General features: G+C 65.4%; 15 protein-coding genes and 1 tRNA gene. 10 read left to right on the forward strand and 6 right to left on the reverse strand.

The features are described from left to right. The first annotated feature begins 44 nt into the window (after positions 1-44). From pstC to phoR, 6 genes are read left to right on the forward strand one after another with little or no spacing between them, the layout of a single operon-like run. Positions 45-1,028, forward strand: coding sequence for a phosphate ABC transporter permease PstC (gene pstC / locus ACV22W_RS29750; protein WP_448022997.1), 984 nt, complete (start codon positions 45-47; stop codon positions 1,026-1,028). Next, positions 1,025-1,918, forward strand: coding sequence for a phosphate ABC transporter permease PstA (pstA, locus tag ACV22W_RS29755; RefSeq protein WP_175916438.1), 894 nt, complete (start codon positions 1,025-1,027; stop codon positions 1,916-1,918). The genes pstC and pstA overlap by 4 nt, the downstream gene beginning before the upstream one ends. Before the next feature lie 15 nt (positions 1,919-1,933). After that, positions 1,934-2,782: a phosphate ABC transporter ATP-binding protein PstB gene (pstB, locus tag ACV22W_RS29760; protein WP_448022998.1), complete on the forward strand. Its 849-nt coding sequence runs from the start codon at positions 1,934-1,936 to the stop codon at positions 2,780-2,782. A gap of 18 nt (positions 2,783-2,800) precedes the next feature. Then, positions 2,801-3,505 (forward strand): phosphate signaling complex protein PhoU, encoded by a 705-nt coding sequence (gene phoU / locus ACV22W_RS29765; protein ID WP_059523442.1) that lies wholly within the window; start codon positions 2,801-2,803, stop codon positions 3,503-3,505. Positions 3,506-3,535: 30 nt separating this feature from the next. Then, on the forward strand, positions 3,536-4,237 hold the full coding sequence (phoB, locus tag ACV22W_RS29770) for a phosphate regulon transcriptional regulator PhoB (protein WP_006750313.1): 702 nt from the start codon (positions 3,536-3,538) through the stop codon (positions 4,235-4,237). Positions 4,238-4,294: 57 nt separating this feature from the next. Next, a complete protein-coding gene (gene phoR, locus ACV22W_RS29775) occupies positions 4,295-5,614 on the forward strand; it encodes a phosphate regulon sensor histidine kinase PhoR (RefSeq protein ID WP_448022999.1) in 1,320 nt (439 codons plus the stop codon). 120 nt (positions 5,615-5,734) lie between these two features. Here the strand turns inward: phoR and ppk1 are convergent, their stop codons facing one another. Further along, positions 5,735-7,798 (reverse strand): polyphosphate kinase 1, encoded by a 2,064-nt coding sequence (gene ppk1 / locus ACV22W_RS29780; RefSeq protein ID WP_059815721.1) that lies wholly within the window; start codon positions 7,796-7,798, stop codon positions 5,735-5,737. A 279-nt stretch (positions 7,799-8,077) separates the two neighbouring features. Between ppk1 and ppx the strand changes: the two genes are divergently transcribed. Then, a complete protein-coding gene (gene ppx / locus ACV22W_RS29785; RefSeq protein ID WP_448023000.1) occupies positions 8,078-9,592 on the forward strand; it encodes an exopolyphosphatase in 1,515 nt (504 codons plus the stop codon). Between the two features lie 28 nt (positions 9,593-9,620). On the opposite strand, the gene ACV22W_RS29790 is transcribed toward ppx, so the two are convergent. Then, complete coding sequence (locus ACV22W_RS29790; RefSeq protein ID WP_448023001.1) at positions 9,621-10,061, reverse strand: hypothetical protein; 441 nt, start codon at positions 10,059-10,061, stop codon at positions 9,621-9,623. Positions 10,062-10,201: 140 nt separating this feature from the next. Continuing rightward, positions 10,202-10,278: transfer RNA gene (locus ACV22W_RS29795), tRNA-Pro, on the reverse strand. Between the two features lie 161 nt (positions 10,279-10,439). Here ACV22W_RS29795 and sixA point away from each other — a divergent pair. Both sixA and ACV22W_RS29805 read left to right on the forward strand, forming a co-directional pair. Further along, positions 10,440-10,901 (forward strand): phosphohistidine phosphatase SixA, encoded by a 462-nt coding sequence (gene sixA, locus ACV22W_RS29800; RefSeq protein WP_448023002.1) that lies wholly within the window; start codon positions 10,440-10,442, stop codon positions 10,899-10,901. A gap of 159 nt (positions 10,902-11,060) precedes the next feature. Beyond that, on the forward strand, positions 11,061-11,867 hold the full coding sequence (locus tag ACV22W_RS29805; protein WP_059523434.1) for a GNAT family N-acetyltransferase: 807 nt from the start codon (positions 11,061-11,063) through the stop codon (positions 11,865-11,867). 205 nt (positions 11,868-12,072) lie between these two features. Here the strand turns inward: ACV22W_RS29805 and ACV22W_RS29810 are convergent, their stop codons facing one another. After that, positions 12,073-12,243, reverse strand: a complete 171-nt coding sequence (locus ACV22W_RS29810; RefSeq protein ID WP_162840567.1) for a hypothetical protein — start codon at positions 12,241-12,243, stop codon at positions 12,073-12,075. 136 nt (positions 12,244-12,379) lie between these two features. On the opposite strand from ACV22W_RS29810, the gene ACV22W_RS29815 reads away from it, so the two are divergent. Next, positions 12,380-12,559: a hypothetical protein gene (locus ACV22W_RS29815; RefSeq protein ID WP_448023003.1), complete on the forward strand. Its 180-nt coding sequence runs from the start codon at positions 12,380-12,382 to the stop codon at positions 12,557-12,559. A 25-nt stretch (positions 12,560-12,584) separates the two neighbouring features. On the opposite strand, the gene ACV22W_RS29820 is transcribed toward ACV22W_RS29815, so the two are convergent. Both ACV22W_RS29820 and ACV22W_RS29825 read right to left on the reverse strand, forming a co-directional pair. Beyond that, complete coding sequence (locus ACV22W_RS29820; RefSeq protein ID WP_448023004.1) at positions 12,585-13,955, reverse strand: MATE family efflux transporter; 1,371 nt, start codon at positions 13,953-13,955, stop codon at positions 12,585-12,587. Between the two features lie 10 nt (positions 13,956-13,965). Next, positions 13,966-14,292: a DUF2288 domain-containing protein gene (locus ACV22W_RS29825; protein ID WP_059523428.1), complete on the reverse strand. Its 327-nt coding sequence runs from the start codon at positions 14,290-14,292 to the stop codon at positions 13,966-13,968. Positions 14,293-14,348: the final 56 nt, after the last annotated feature.

Here is a 14,348-nt window from a genome sequence, read left to right on the forward strand (position 1 = left end):
TAAGGCCGGGCGTCACGGCGCCCGGCGATCCAGAACAGGCGCCCATGTCTGATATTTCCTACACGTCTTCCCGGTCCGATGCCGCGCAGCAACGCGCGCCGAGCCGTCTCGGAGACGTTCTGTTCGGCGGCCTCGCACGGCTGGCCGCGATCGTGACCCTGCTGCTGCTGGGCGGGATCATCGTTTCCCTGATCATTGCGTCGATGCCGACCATCCAGAAGTTCGGCCTCGGCTTCTTGTTGCAAACCGAGTGGGATCCGAACTCGGATATTTACGGCGCGGTCGTGCCGATCTACGGCACGATCGTGACGTCGCTCATCGCGCTCGTCATCGCGGTGCCCGTCAGCTTCGGCATCGCACTGTTCCTCACCGAATTGTCGCCCGTGTGGCTGCGTCGCCCGCTCGGCATCGCGATCGAGCTGCTCGCCGCGATTCCGTCGATTGTGTACGGCATGTGGGGCCTGCTCGTGTTCGCGCCGATCTTCGCCGAATACTTCCAGAAGCCGATCGGCCGTCTCTTCAAGGACGTGTGGGTGCTCGGTCCGCTGACGTCGGGCCCGCCGATCGGCATCGGCATTCTCGCGGCCGGCGTGATCCTCGCGATCATGATCATCCCGTACATCGCGTCGGTGATGCGCGACGTGTTCGAAGTCACGCCCGTGCTGCTGAAGGAATCGGCTTACGGGATCGGCTGCACGACGTGGGAAGTGATGTGGAAAGTCGTGCTGCCCTACACGAAGACCGGCGTGATCGGCGGCGTGATGCTCGGCCTCGGCCGCGCGCTCGGCGAAACGATGGCCGTGACCTTCGTGATCGGCAACACCAACCTGCTCGACAGCGTGTCGCTGTTCGCGCCGGGCAACAGCATCACGTCGGCGCTCGCGAACGAATTCGCGGAGGCGCAACCGGGCCTGCATACGTCCGCGCTGATGGAACTGGGCCTGATCCTGTTCGTGATCACGTTCGTCGTGTTGTCCATCTCCAAACTGCTGCTGCTTCGTCTCGAGAAAGGAGAGGGCAAGAAATGAGCGAGCCCGTCATGAATTTCCCGGGGCCGAACGGCGCCGCGCTCGACGCGATGCGCAACCGCCTGCAGCGCAAGCGCAAGGTGACCAACGCGATCGCGCTGACCGCGTCGCTCGCCGCCATGGCGTTCGGCCTGCTGTGGCTCGTGTGGATTCTCTATACCACGGTGCATCTCGGCGTCGGCGGCCTGTCGCTGCAGCTGTTCACCGAATCGACGCCGGCACCGAACACGGAAGGCGGCGGCCTGGCGAACGCGATCGTCGGCAGCCTGCTGCTGTGCGGTTTCGGCACGCTGGTCGGCACGCCGATCGGCATCCTCGCGGGCGTCTATCTCGCCGAATACGGCCAGAAGAACCTGCTGGCGAGCACGATCCGCTTCATCAACGACATCCTGCTGTCGGCGCCGTCGATCGTGATCGGGCTGTTCGTGTACGCGATCGTCGTCGCAAAGTCGGGGCGCTTCTCGGGCTGGGCCGGCGTGATCGCGCTGGCGCTGCTGCAGATTCCGATCGTGATCCGCACGACCGAGAACATGCTGAAGCTCGTGCCGAACGCGCTGCGCGAAGCAGCCGTCGCGCTCGGCACGCCGAAGTGGCGGATGGTGTTGAAGATCACACTGCGCGCCTCGGTCGGCGGGATCGTGACGGGCGTGCTGCTCGCGGTCGCGCGGATCGCCGGCGAAACGGCGCCGCTGCTGTTCACCGCGCTGTCGAACCAGTTCTTCTCGTGGGACATGAGCCAGCCGATGGCGAACCTGCCCGTCACGATCTACAAGTTCGCGATGAGCCCGTTCGCCGAATGGCAGTCGCTCGCATGGGCGGGCGTGTTCCTGATCACGCTCGGGGTGCTCGGACTCAACATCCTGGCGCGTTCGATCTTCTCGAAAAAGTAACGGCGGAGCAATCCGATGAATATGGCAGAAAGCCACCTGAATCCCGTCGAGCGCACCGCTGCGCCCGCCGGCACGCAAGATGCGGCGCATGGCCGTCCGCTGGCGCCGCTGAACGCGAAGATCGAGGTCAACAACCTCAACTTCTTCTACAACAAGTTCCACGCGCTGAAGAACATCAATCTGCGCATTCCCGAAGGGAAGGTGACGGCGTTCATCGGTCCGTCGGGTTGCGGCAAGTCGACGCTCCTGCGCACGTTCAACAAGATGTACGCGCTCTATCCGGAGCAGCGCGCCGAGGGCGAAATCCTGATGGACGGCGAGAACCTGCTGACCAGCAAGCGCGACATCTCGCTGCTGCGCGCACGGATCGGCATGGTGTTCCAGAAGCCGACCCCGTTCCCGATGTCGATCTACGACAACATCGCGTTCGGCGTGAAGATGTTCGAGAAGCTCACGCGCTCGGAGATGGACGATCGCGTCGAGTGGGCGCTGACGAAGGCCGCGCTGTGGAACGAAGTGAAGGACAAGCTGAGCCAGAGCGGCTACGGGCTGTCGGGCGGCCAGCAGCAGCGTCTGTGCATCGCGCGCGGTATCGCGATCCGTCCGGAAGTGCTGCTGCTCGACGAGCCGTGCTCGGCGCTCGACCCGATCTCGACGGGCCGCATCGAGGAGCTGATCGCGGAGCTGAAGAGCGACTACACGGTCGTGATCGTCACGCACAACATGCAGCAGGCCGCGCGCTGCTCGGACTATACGGCCTACATGTACCTGGGCGAGCTGATCGAATTCGGCGAAACCGAAAAGATCTTCATCAAGCCGGTGCGCAAGGAAACGGAAGACTACATCACCGGCCGTTTCGGCTGATGACGGAGAATCACAACCATGTCGGATAAACATCTGTCGAGCCAGTTCGACGCGGACCTGAATGCCGTGTCGTCGAAAGTGCTGGAAATGGGCGGGCTCGTCGAGTCGCAGATCGTCGGTGCGATGCATGCGCTGAACGAATTCGACCGCGAGACGGCCGAGAAGGTGATCGCGGCCGAGGAAACGCTGAACGCGATGGAAGTCGACATCGACCAGGAGTGCGGCAACATCATCGCGCGGAGGCAGCCGGCCGCGCGCGACCTGCGTCTTCTGATGTCGATTTCGAAAACGATTACGAACCTCGAGCGCGCCGGCGACGAGGCCGAGAAGATCGCGAAGCGCGTGCGCCGCCTGATCGACGAGCCGGCCGCGCGTGCGGTGAACATCGCCGAGATCAAGGTGTCGGGCGAGATGGCCGTGACGATCCTGCGCCGCGCGCTCGACGCGTTCGCGCGCCTCGATACGGTGGCGGCTGCGCAGATCGTCAAGGACGACAAGGAAATCGACCTCGAATTCCGCGCGTTCGTGCGCAAGCTCGTGTCGTACATGCAGGAAGACCCGCGCACGATCTCGGTCGGCCTCGAGTACCTGTTCATCGCGAAGGCGATCGAACGGATCGGCGACCACGCGAAGAACATCGCCGAATTCATCATCTACATCGTGAAGGGCACCGACGTGCGGCACCAGCCGCGCGACACGCTCGATCGCGAAGCCAACAGTTAATCGACTCCGTAAGGAAGAACAGAGGTGCCGATGCCCAGCAACATTCTCGTCGTCGAAGATGAGCCCGCGATTTCCGAACTGATCTCGGTGAATCTCCAGCATGCCGGTCACTGCCCGATCCGCGCGTACAACGCCGAGCAGGCGCAGAACCTGATCAGCGACGTGCTGCCCGATCTCGTGCTGCTCGACTGGATGCTGCCGGGCAAGTCCGGCATTGCGTTCGCGCGCGACCTGCGCAACAACGAACGGACCAAGCACATCCCGATCATCATGCTGACTGCGCGCGGCGACGAGCAGGACAAGGTGCTCGGCCTCGAGATCGGCGCGGACGACTACGTGACGAAGCCGTTCTCGCCGAAGGAACTGATGGCGCGCATCAAGGCCGTGCTGCGCCGCCGCGCGCCGCAGCTGACCGAGGACGTCGTGTCGATCAACGGGCTGCGCCTCGACCCGGCCACGCACCGGGTCGCCGCGCACGGCGACGGCAGCGAGATCAAGCTCGACCTCGGCCCGACCGAATTCCGCCTGCTGCATTTCTTCATGACGCATCCGGAGCGCGTGCACAGCCGCACGCAACTGCTCGATCAGGTCTGGGGCGATCACGTGTTCGTCGAAGAGCGCACCGTCGACGTCCACATCAAACGATTGCGCGCGGCCTTGAAACCGGCCGGTTGCGATGCGATGATCGAGACCGTGCGCGGCAGCGGCTACCGGCTCGCCAAGCACGCGTAACGTATCCGGACATGCCGTGTGCCACGGCATGCCGTTCATTCTTTCGGGCGCTGAATCATGAACATCATCTGGGCGCGCTTTCTCGTGTCGCTCATGCTGCTCGTGCTGATCAGCGTATTGGTCGGCGTGTTCGCCGGCCCGATCGCGGGCCTCGGGTTCGCGGTCGTGATGCTGGTCGCGCAGGGCTTCTTCAGCACCTTCCATACGCAACGCCTGTGGCGTCTGCTCGATGCGCCCGTCTACGGCGAGGTGCCGAGCGCACCGGGCATCTGGGGTGAAATCTACTACCGGCTGCACAAGCTCGCGAAGCAGTGGCATGCGCAGGTGCGGCAGGTCGAGCAGCAGCATTCGCGCTTCATCCAGGCGATCCAGGCGTCGCCGAACGGCGTCGCGATGCTCGACGACCATGATCAGATCGAGTGGTGCAACGCGATCGCCGAGGTGCATTTCGGCCTCGACGCGAAGCGCGACCTGCGCCAGCACATCACGAATCTGGTTCGTCATCCGGAGTTCGTGCGCTACCTGAATGCGCAGCATTACGACGAGACGCTGGTGATGCGCGGGATGGGCGACTCGCGACAGAACGTGCTGGAAGTGCAGGTGTTCCCGTACGGCGAGAACCGCAAGCTGCTGCTCACGCAGGACATCACGGAGCTCGAGCGGACCGACGCGATGCGGCGCGACTTCGTCGCGAACGTGTCGCACGAACTGAAGACGCCGCTCACCGTGCTGTCGGGCTTCCTCGAGACGATGCGCGAACTGCCGCTGAACGAGGAAGATCGCGCGCGCTATCTCGAGATGATGGAGCAGCAGGCGTCGCGGATGCGGCACATCGTCACCGATCTGCTGGTGCTCGCAAAGCTCGAGGGCGAAAGCAAGCCGCCGACGGATCATGCGATCGACATGCGTGCCGTGTTCGATCATCTGAAGGAGGATGCGCGGACGTTGTCGAACGGGCATCATGAGATCGCGTTCACGATCGACGAGACACTCGGCGTCACGGGCGCGCAGACCGAAGTGTTCAGTGCATTCGCGAATCTCGTGACGAACGCGATCCGTTATACGCCGGACGGCGGCAAGATTCTCGTGTCGTGGCGGCGCGAGGGCGCGCAAGGCGTGTTTTCCGTTACCGACAGCGGCTTCGGCATCCCGGCCGCCGACCTGCCGCGGCTGACCGAGCGCTTCTACCGCGTCGACCGCAGCCGCTCGCGCGATACGGGCGGCACGGGGCTCGGCCTCGCGATCGTCAAGCACGTGCTGCAGCGGCATGACTCGCACCTGTACGTGCAGAGCGAGGAAGGACGCGGCAGCACGTTCACCGCACGCTTCCCGGCCTCGCGGATCATCGCGATCCGGCCGGCGACGTTCGAGGCATGAGCGCATGACGCAAATCGGGTGCCTCACGTCGGCATCCCGCCGCAAACGAAAAAGCACAGCCCCCGGGCTGTGCTTTTTCGTTTGGTGATGCGATACGCGAACCCGCGCGCCGCCCCGTGTCTACGAACAGAACTTCGCGAGCAGCCCGAGTTGCGCGTTGCGGATCGTCTTGCCCGCGCGACGCCGGCGGTAGTGGCCGTCGCTGAGCATCTGCCAGGCCGACTGGTTGTCGCCGAGGCAAACCGACAGCCCTTCGGCGATCACGCGGCGCTTCAGCTTGCGCTCGCGGATCGGGAACGCGACTTCTACGCGGCGGAACAGATTGCGGTCCATCCAGTCGGCGCTCGACAGATAGACGTCCTCGGCGCCGTCCGCGTGGAAATAGTAAATGCGGTGGTGTTCGAGGAAGCGCCCGACGATCGAGCGCACCGTGATGTTGTCCGACAGCCCCGGCACGCCGGGCTTCAGCGCGCACACTCCGCGCACGATCAGGTCGACCTTGACGCCGGCCTGCGACGCTTCGTACAGCGCGGCGATCACCGACGGCTCCAGCAGCGCGTTCATCTTCGCGACCACGCGCGCGCGCTTGCCGGCACGCGCATTGTCGATTTCCGCGCGGATCGATTCGATGATGCGCGGATGCAGCGAGAACGGCGACTGCCACAGCTCGTGCAGCGTGAGCTCGCCACCGATCCCGGTCAGTTGCTGGAAGACGTGGTGGACGTCCTCGCAGATCTTCTGGTCGGCCGTCATCAGCCCGAAGTCGGTGTAGAGGCGGGCGGTGCGCGGGTGATAGTTGCCGGTGCCGAGATGCACGTAGCGGCGCAGCGACGCCTTGCCGTTCTGCACGACGCGCCGCACGATCAGCATCATCTTCGCGTGGCACTTGTGGCCGACCACGCCGTACACGACGTGCGCGCCGACGGCTTCGAGCTGCGACGCCCAGTTGATGTTGGTTTCCTCGTCGAAGCGCGCGAGCAGCTCGACGACGACGGTCACTTCCTTGCCGTTGCGCGCGGCTTCCATCAGCGCGTCCATCAGCGGCGAATCGGTGCCGGTGCGGTAGATCGTCTGCTTGATCGCGACGACGCTCGGGTCTTTCGCGGCCTGCTGCAGCAGTTCGAGCACCGGCTGGAAACTTTCGTACGGGTGGTGCAGCAGGATGTCGCCGTCGTCGATCGCGTCGAACATCGTCGGCGCGTTGACGATCGCGGGCGGGATCGATGCGGTGAACGGCGAGAACTTCAGGTCGGGGCGATCGACGAGATCGGGAATCTGCATCAGCCGCACGAGGTTCACGGAGCCGGCCACGCGATAGCAGTCCTTCTCGCCGAGCAGGCTTTCCTCGAGCAGGCGCCGCACGATATGCGCCGGCGTGTCGGCCGATACTTCGAGCCGCACCGCGTTGCCGAGGTGCCGCGCGGGCAGTTCGCCCTGCAGCGCGACGCGCAGGTTGGTGATTTCGTCCTCGTCGACGAAGAGCTCGCTGTTGCGCGTGATGCGAAACTGGTTGCAGCTTTTCACGACCAGCTGCGGGAAGAGTTCGCCGACGAAGCGCTGCATGAACGAGCTGAGCAGCACGAACCCGTGCTCGAAGCCCGACAGCGCCTGCGGCATGCGCACGACGCGCGGTAGCGCGCGCGGCGCCTGCACGATGCCCATCACCGCCTGGCGGCCGAACGCGTCGCGGCCCTCGAGTTCGACGACGAAGTTCAGGCTCTTGTTCAGCACGCGCGGGAACGGGTGCGCGGGATCGAGGCCGATCGGCGTCAGCACCGGCAGCAGTTCGTCGAGGAAGTAGCGGCGCGCCCATTCGAGCTGTTCTTCGTTCCACGTGTCGCTCGCGTGGAAGTAGATGCCTTCCTGTTCGAGCGCGGGCAGCACGGTTTCGTGAAGCATCGTGTATTGCCGGTGCACGAGCCGTTGCGCGCGCTCGACGACGAGGTCGTAAGCGTGCTGCAGCGACATGCCGTCGGGCGTCAGCGCGCCGGGGTTGTCGCGGATCTGTTCCTGAAGGCCGGCCATCCGGACTTCGAAAAACTCGTCGAGGTTGCTGCTCGTGATGCAGATGAAGCGCAGGCGCTCGAGCAACGGGATCTGTGGGTCAGCCGCCTGGGCCAGCACGCGCTCGTTGAAACCGAGGATGCCGAGTTCACGATTGAGAAGCGGATAACGGACGGACATCGGCAGAGTAGGGGATGATTCGGGCGATGATTCGAAAGGACGCTCGGAAACTCTCACGGTACGATGACGTGCTGATGACGATAATGTCTTTATATCGGGAAATTCTACGCCTGAACCGTTTCGTCTCATAAATGTTTCGGCCATATACAATCTACCCGTGTACATGCCCGTGAAGCGTGGCAACGGCAAGCGTTCCACGCTTAAAATGTCGCCTTTGATTGATCGTCCAGCGTGGCCGGACCGGCTGCCGCGGGCGAACGCGCACGGAGCCCCCTTCTGATGGTTACATCCCCCCACTTGCTGGCTGCCGTCGATCTCGGCTCGAACAGCTTTCGGCTGATCGTCGGGCGCGTCGAGGAAACGCCGGCGGGCAGCCAGATCTATCCCGTCGATGCGCTGCGCGAGCCCGTTCGACTGGCCGCGGGCCTGTCGAGCGACAAGATGCTCGATCGCGCGTCGCAGGAGCGTGGCTGGGAGGCGCTCAAGCGGTTCGGCGAACGCCTGCGCGATTTCCATCCCGATCATGTGCGCGCGGTGGCGACCAACACGCTGCGCGTCGCGAAGAATGCGGGCGAATTTCTCGGCGAGGCCGAAGCGGCGCTCGGTTTCCCGATCGAAGTGATCGCGGGCCGCGAAGAGGCGCGCCTGATCTACGCGGGCGCCGCGCATTCGGTGCCGGCGAGCGCGGGCAAGCGGCTCGTCGTCGATATCGGCGGCGGCTCGACGGAATTCATCATCGGCTCGCACTACACGCCGATCGTGATGGAGAGCCTCTATATCGGCTGCGTGAGCCATAGCCGCGCGTTCTTCCCGGCCGGCAACGTCGACGAATACACGATGCGGCAGGCCGAACTCGCGGCCAAGCGCGAGATCCAGATCATTTCCAGCGAATACAAGAAGGCCGGATGGGACCAGGCGATCGGTTCGTCCGGCACCGCGCGTGCGCTCGCGGAACTCGTCGAGGCGAACGGCTTCAACGACGCGGGCATCACGCACGGCATATCGCGCGGCGGGCTCGAACGCCTGAAGCGCGCGCTGATCAAGTCCGAGAACGTGAACCGGCTGAAGCTGATCGCGCTGAAGCCCGATCGCGTGCCGGTGCTCGCCGGCGGCCTCGCGATCATGCTCGCGGTATTCGAGGAACTCGGGGTCGACTATGTCGATACCACCGACGGCGCGCTGCGTCTCGGCGTGCTGTACGACCTGCTCGGCCGGACCCAGCACGAGGACATGCGCGCGGTGACCGTCGAGGGCTTCACGCGCCGCTACGGCGTCGATCGCGCGCAGGCCGGGCGCATCGGTGCGCTCGCGGTGCGGTTCTACGACGAGCTCGACGAATCCGACGACGAAGAACGCGAGGAAGGCCGGATGTTCCTCGGTTGGGCCGCCGCGTTGCACGAGATCGGCTTGTCGATTTCGCACAGCTCGTATCACAAGCATTCGGCCTATATCGCGAGCAACGCCGACATGCCGGGTTTCTCGCGCACCGACCAGGCGCGCCTTGCTGCGCTCGTGCTCGGGCATGCGGGCAAGCTCGGCAAGCTGTCGCAGGCGCGCGACGTCGAATGGCCGCTGTTGTTCTGCCTGCGGCTCGCGGCGCTGCTTTGCCGGCGCCGGACCGATGCCGGGCTGCCGGACATTTCCGTGTCGCAGATGAAGAAGGGCGGGTATGAAGTGCGCCTGCCGAGCGCATGGGTCGAGCAGAACCCGCTGACCGATTACAGCCTCAGCCAGGAAGCGGCCGAGTGGGAGAAGGTCGGCATTCCGTACCGTGTGGTTTATACGGGCGCGTGACGCGCCGCTAGGCTGCCTTACGGCGCGCTCAGTCCGAGCACACGATCGCGGTCAGGAACGGGAATGCCTGCTTGACGGTCGCGTCGCTGCCGGCCTTGCGCACGGCCTGTTCGACCGCGTTCTTCGTGCCGCGCACCACGACGCCGTATGCCCAGTCGCCGATCGGCGTGCCGTCGCCGGACTGGAAAATCGGATCGTTCGCCTGGTAACCGAGCACGACATAGACGCCGAAGCCGTAGGCGGTCAGCGGATGGTTCGTGCGGAATGCGTTCACCGAATTCGATTCGACGTGCATCGGCTCCGACTGGATGTCGCCTGCTGCAAGCAGCGGCGCGACGAACTTGTGGCCGTTCGAATGGCAGTCGAGCGCGTCGTCGAGCGGCTTGGCCGATGCGACGCCGGGCGCGCCGAGGATGCCGATTGCGAGCAGCGCGCCGAACAGGGCGGTCTTGAATACGTCGTTTTTCATGCGCGATTGCGGGTTGGTCGCGGACATTATCGCGTGTTCCCGCAATTTTCGTGCGCGGGCTGCGGGCAGTGGCACCGGTGGCGGACCAAACGAAAAAGGGCTGCAAGCGCGATGGCTTGCAACCCTTGTCGTGTATCTCGTGGTCGGAGCGATAGGATTCGAACCTACGACCCTCTGATCCCAAATCAGATGCGCTACCAGGCTGCGCTACGCTCCGACGAGCCAAAGATTCTATCGTCTAATGGGTAACCGGGTCAATCACGTTTTGCGTACGGCGCATATCATCACGAACCGCTCACGATTGGCGACAATTCGAAGCGTGATCGTCCGGCCCGCGGGTGTGCGGCCGGATCATTCGTCGAAGCATGGAGAGACATCATGATGAACCTGATCCTGTGGCGCCACGCCGAAGCCGAAGACTACGCGGCGAGCGACCTCGCACGCCAGTTGACGGCTCGCGGGCGCAAGGAAGCGCAGGCCATGGCCAAATGGCTGCGCGGCCGGCTCGAGTCGAGCAGCGTGATCCTGGCGAGCCCGGCGGCGCGCACGGTACAGACCGTCGAGGCGCTGACGGACCAGTACCGGACCATCGATGCGCTTGCGCCGGGGGGCAGCGTCGACGACGTGCTGGCGGCCGCCGGGTGGCCCGACGGCATCGCGCCGACGGTCGTGATCGTCGGGCACCAGCCGACGCTCGGCAGCGTCGCGGCGCAATTGATCGCCGGCAACGACGATAGCTGGAGCGTCAAGAAGGGCGGTATCGTGTGGCTCGCGAGCCGCACGCGCGACGGCAACCGTCAGGCCGTGCTGCGCGCGGTATTGACGCCGGACCTTGTCTGAAGCGGTTTGAAGGCATTGATCATACGGTTTCGCAGGCTTTCTGCTAAAGTCAATTCGGCGACACGTCATTGAAAGGACACGGTCGTGCCACAGAACGGTAACGACCGGTTACTACATTGGCTGGCATGTCGTCCTATTCCTTACGATCAGGAAAGCCTAATGCGAGAACTGCCGACGCCTACGCTCCCCTTTGCCTCGCTTCCCCTCGACACGTCGCGGCGTCACCTGCCGCGCGCTGCTGAAACCGTCACATCCGAGTACCGGCTGCGTGCCGCCTGGGCGCGCACGGAAGACGAACTGCGCGAGGCCCAGCGCCTGCGTTACACCGTGTTCGCCGACGAGATGGGCGCGCAGGTCAGCGGTCCGTCCGGTCTCGACGTCGATCCGTTCGACGCCTATTGCGATCATCTGCTGGTGCGCGATCTCGATACGCTGAAGGTGGTCGGCACGTACCGTGTGCTGCCGCCGCACCAGGCCGCGCGTGTCGGCCGTCTGTACGCCGAAGGCGAATTCGACCTGTCCCGCCTTACGCACCTGCGCGGCAAGATGGTCGAGGTCGGCCGCTCGTGCGTGCACAGCGACTACCGCAGCGGCGCCGTCATCATGGCGCTCTGGGGCGGTCTCGGCGCGTACATGATGCAGAACGGCTACGAGACGATGCTCGGCTGCGCGAGCGTGTCGATGGCCGACGGCGGGCACTATGCGGCGAACCTGTATCAGTCGCTGCCGGCCAACTCGCTGACGGCACCGGAATACCGCGCGTTCCCTCATACGGCGCTGCCGGTCGACGAATTGCAGACGGGCACCGTCGTCGCACCGCCGCCGCTGATCAAGGGCTACCTGCGTCTTGGTGCGAAGATTTGCGGTGCGCCGGCGTGGGATCCCGACTTCAACTGCGCGGACTTCCTGACGCTGTTCCGGCTGTCGGACATCAACGCCCGCTACGCCCGGCACTTTCTGGGCTGAGCCATCCTGATCGGGGCGCGCTGCTCGGCGCGCACGCACGCGAACGCTGTCGCGCGGCAGACTGCCGCTCGACGGCGTTTGTTCGTTCCGGGGAGGTCGTTGTATCTGGCCCTGTTACTTTGGACAACGTGCGCAGACCCGCGTGCAGGCAAGCGCACGTTTCGGGCGGGCCGCTCAGGCGGCCCGGACCGCAGGGCTGGCTCGCCTAGTGCTTGCGACGCCAGTCGAGCAGGTGGTGTTCGGCCATCCAGTGATGGATCATTCCTTCGCCGCCATGGCTGCGCTTGTATTCGCGCGACTCGAAATAAGACAGGGCGACGAGCACCATCAGACCGATGAACAGGCCGATCAGGCCGGCGATCTCTTCAGACGACATGGCAGCCTCCTTTCAACGGCACAGCGCCATCTGCTACATGGTAGAACATGCGCGGGACAACCCCTAACCCGGAATTCCGCTAGACTCGGCGCGGTCCCGGCGCGCGATGGGCGCGCCGTTTTCCGGAGCCTCATCGATGACCCGTTTCATGCTGGCCGTGCTGGCCGCGTCCATTCTCGCCGGCTGTTCCGGCGATCCCCGCCAGGCTCGTCGCGGCCCCCCGCCACAAGATCCGGCCGATTATCACGGCGTGCCGACCGACATGACGCCGCCGTCGATGCTCGGTGAGCCGGCGCCGTCGGCACCCGCGCAATAACGAAGCCGGCCTGCCTGCGCGGCCGTCAGGTGCCCGCTGCGGGTGCGTCGGCGCCGATCCGCCGCGTCAGCGCCGGCAAGTAGCGCGCGAGCATCGCGCCACGCGCGACCATGAACAGCAGCAGCGCGAACCACAGCCCGTGGTTGCCGAACGGGCCGACAGCCGCCAGCGTCGCGGCAATGAAGATCGCGAACGACACGACCATCGCGCGCATCAGCGACTGCGTCTGCGTCGCGCCGATGAACACGCCGTCGAGCAGGAACCCCCACACGGACACGATCGGCGAGATTGCCGCCCACGGCAGGTATTGCAGCGCGACCGCGCGGATCCCCGCCTGGTCGGTCAGCCGTGCGACGATCCAGCCGCCGGCCGCCCAGTAGACGAGCGCGAACAGCAGCGCGCCGAGCGCGGACCACAGCAGCGTGACCCGTACGGCCTGCCGGAATGCGGTGCGATCGCGCGCGCCGGCCGCGGCGCCGACGAGTGCCTCGGCCGCATGCGCGAAGCCGTCGAGCCCGTAAGCCATGAAGGTCTGGAAATTCAGCAGCAATGCGTTGGCCGCGAGCGTCGCGTCACCCTGCGTGGCGCCCAGGTGCGCGAACCAGCCGAATGCGCCGAGCAGGCACAGCGTGCGCAGGAAGATGTCGCGATTGAGCGCGATCAGCCGCTTGAGCGCCGCACGATCCGCCAACGCACCCGCGGCCAGCGGCGCAAGGCCGCGCGGGCGCAGTTGCCATAGCATCCATGCGCCGAGCGCGAAGCCGCACGCGTCCGCGGTCGCGGTTGCCGCGCCGATCCCGGCGATACCCCAGCCGAAGCCGTACACGTACAACAGCACGGCACCGATGTTTACCGCGTTGATGAAGACCTGCGTGACGAGCGCGAGCCGCACGCGCTGTGCGCCGAGCAGGTAGCCGAGCACGACGTAGTTCGCGAGCGCGAACGGCGCGCTCCAGATGCGTGCGCGGCCATAGGCCAGCGCCGTCGCGCGGACGGCGTCGCTGCCGCCCAGCGCGGTCAGCGCGAACGACAGCAGCGGCACCTGCAGCGCGAGCACGGCGGCGCCGAGCGCGAACGCGACGATCAGCGCGCGCAGCACGTTGAGCCGGATGCCGGCGGCATCGCCCGCGCCATGCGCCTGCGCGACGAGACCGGTCGTGCCCATGCGCAGGAAACCGAAGCCCCAGAACACGAAGTTGAAGAACAGCCCGCCGAGCGCGACGCCGCCGAGATACTGCGCACCGTCGAGGTGGCCGGCGACGGCAGTGTCGACCGCGCCGAGGATCGGCTGGGTCAGGTTCGCAAGGACGATCGGGAAGGCGAGCGCGAGGACGCGCCGGTGCGAGACGACGGCCGATCCGGTGCCGGCCCCATGCGGTAATGCGGATTCGGACATGGCGAACGCGTCAGGCGCGTTCTTGCACGCACACCCACGGCGACACGACGACCGCCCACAGCTCCGGATTGCGCGCCGCGAAATCGGCAGCGGTTTCCGCCGGCATGCGCGCGACGAGACCGGACGACAGCCAGCGCGTGACCTGGTCGGCGTCGTCGCCGGCGATCGCTTCCGCGACGCTGACGAGATCGAGATCGCGTGCGACGGACAGCAGCTTGCCTTGCGCGAAGAAGCGCTCGAGATCGCACCAGTCGATCTTGGCGGTTTCGCCGAGGAGTTTGGCGTACAGCGGGCTGTGCGACGCGCCCGCGGCGGATTCGTGTTGGTCGGAGGACATCGGTGGTGTGCTGAAAAGACTGCGTGGGCGCCACTATAAACCATCCGGGCGCGCGG

It is taken from the genome of Burkholderia sp. AW49-1 (assembly GCF_053427845.1).

Coding starts and splice junctions, on each gene's coding strand:
- pstC (WP_448022997.1), top strand. CDS start 45: ATGTCTGATATTTCCTACACGTCTTCCCGGTCCGATGCCGCGCAGCAA.
- pstA (WP_175916438.1), top strand. CDS start 1,025: ATGAGCGAGCCCGTCATGAATTTCCCGGGGCCGAACGGCGCCGCGCTC.
- pstB (WP_448022998.1), top strand. CDS start 1,934: ATGAATATGGCAGAAAGCCACCTGAATCCCGTCGAGCGCACCGCTGCG.
- phoU (WP_059523442.1), top strand. CDS start 2,801: ATGTCGGATAAACATCTGTCGAGCCAGTTCGACGCGGACCTGAATGCC.
- phoB (WP_006750313.1), top strand. CDS start 3,536: ATGCCCAGCAACATTCTCGTCGTCGAAGATGAGCCCGCGATTTCCGAA.
- phoR (WP_448022999.1), top strand. CDS start 4,295: ATGAACATCATCTGGGCGCGCTTTCTCGTGTCGCTCATGCTGCTCGTG.
- ppk1 (WP_059815721.1), bottom strand. CDS start 7,798: ATGTCCGTCCGTTATCCGCTTCTCAATCGTGAACTCGGCATCCTCGGT.
- ppx (WP_448023000.1), top strand. CDS start 8,078: ATGGTTACATCCCCCCACTTGCTGGCTGCCGTCGATCTCGGCTCGAAC.
- ACV22W_RS29790 (WP_448023001.1), bottom strand. CDS start 10,061: ATGAAAAACGACGTATTCAAGACCGCCCTGTTCGGCGCGCTGCTCGCA.
- sixA (WP_448023002.1), top strand. CDS start 10,440: ATGATGAACCTGATCCTGTGGCGCCACGCCGAAGCCGAAGACTACGCG.
- ACV22W_RS29805 (WP_059523434.1), top strand. CDS start 11,061: ATGCGAGAACTGCCGACGCCTACGCTCCCCTTTGCCTCGCTTCCCCTC.
- ACV22W_RS29810 (WP_162840567.1), bottom strand. CDS start 12,243: ATGTCGTCTGAAGAGATCGCCGGCCTGATCGGCCTGTTCATCGGTCTG.
- ACV22W_RS29815 (WP_448023003.1), top strand. CDS start 12,380: ATGACCCGTTTCATGCTGGCCGTGCTGGCCGCGTCCATTCTCGCCGGC.
- ACV22W_RS29820 (WP_448023004.1), bottom strand. CDS start 13,955: ATGTCCGAATCCGCATTACCGCATGGGGCCGGCACCGGATCGGCCGTC.
- ACV22W_RS29825 (WP_059523428.1), bottom strand. CDS start 14,292: ATGTCCTCCGACCAACACGAATCCGCCGCGGGCGCGTCGCACAGCCCG.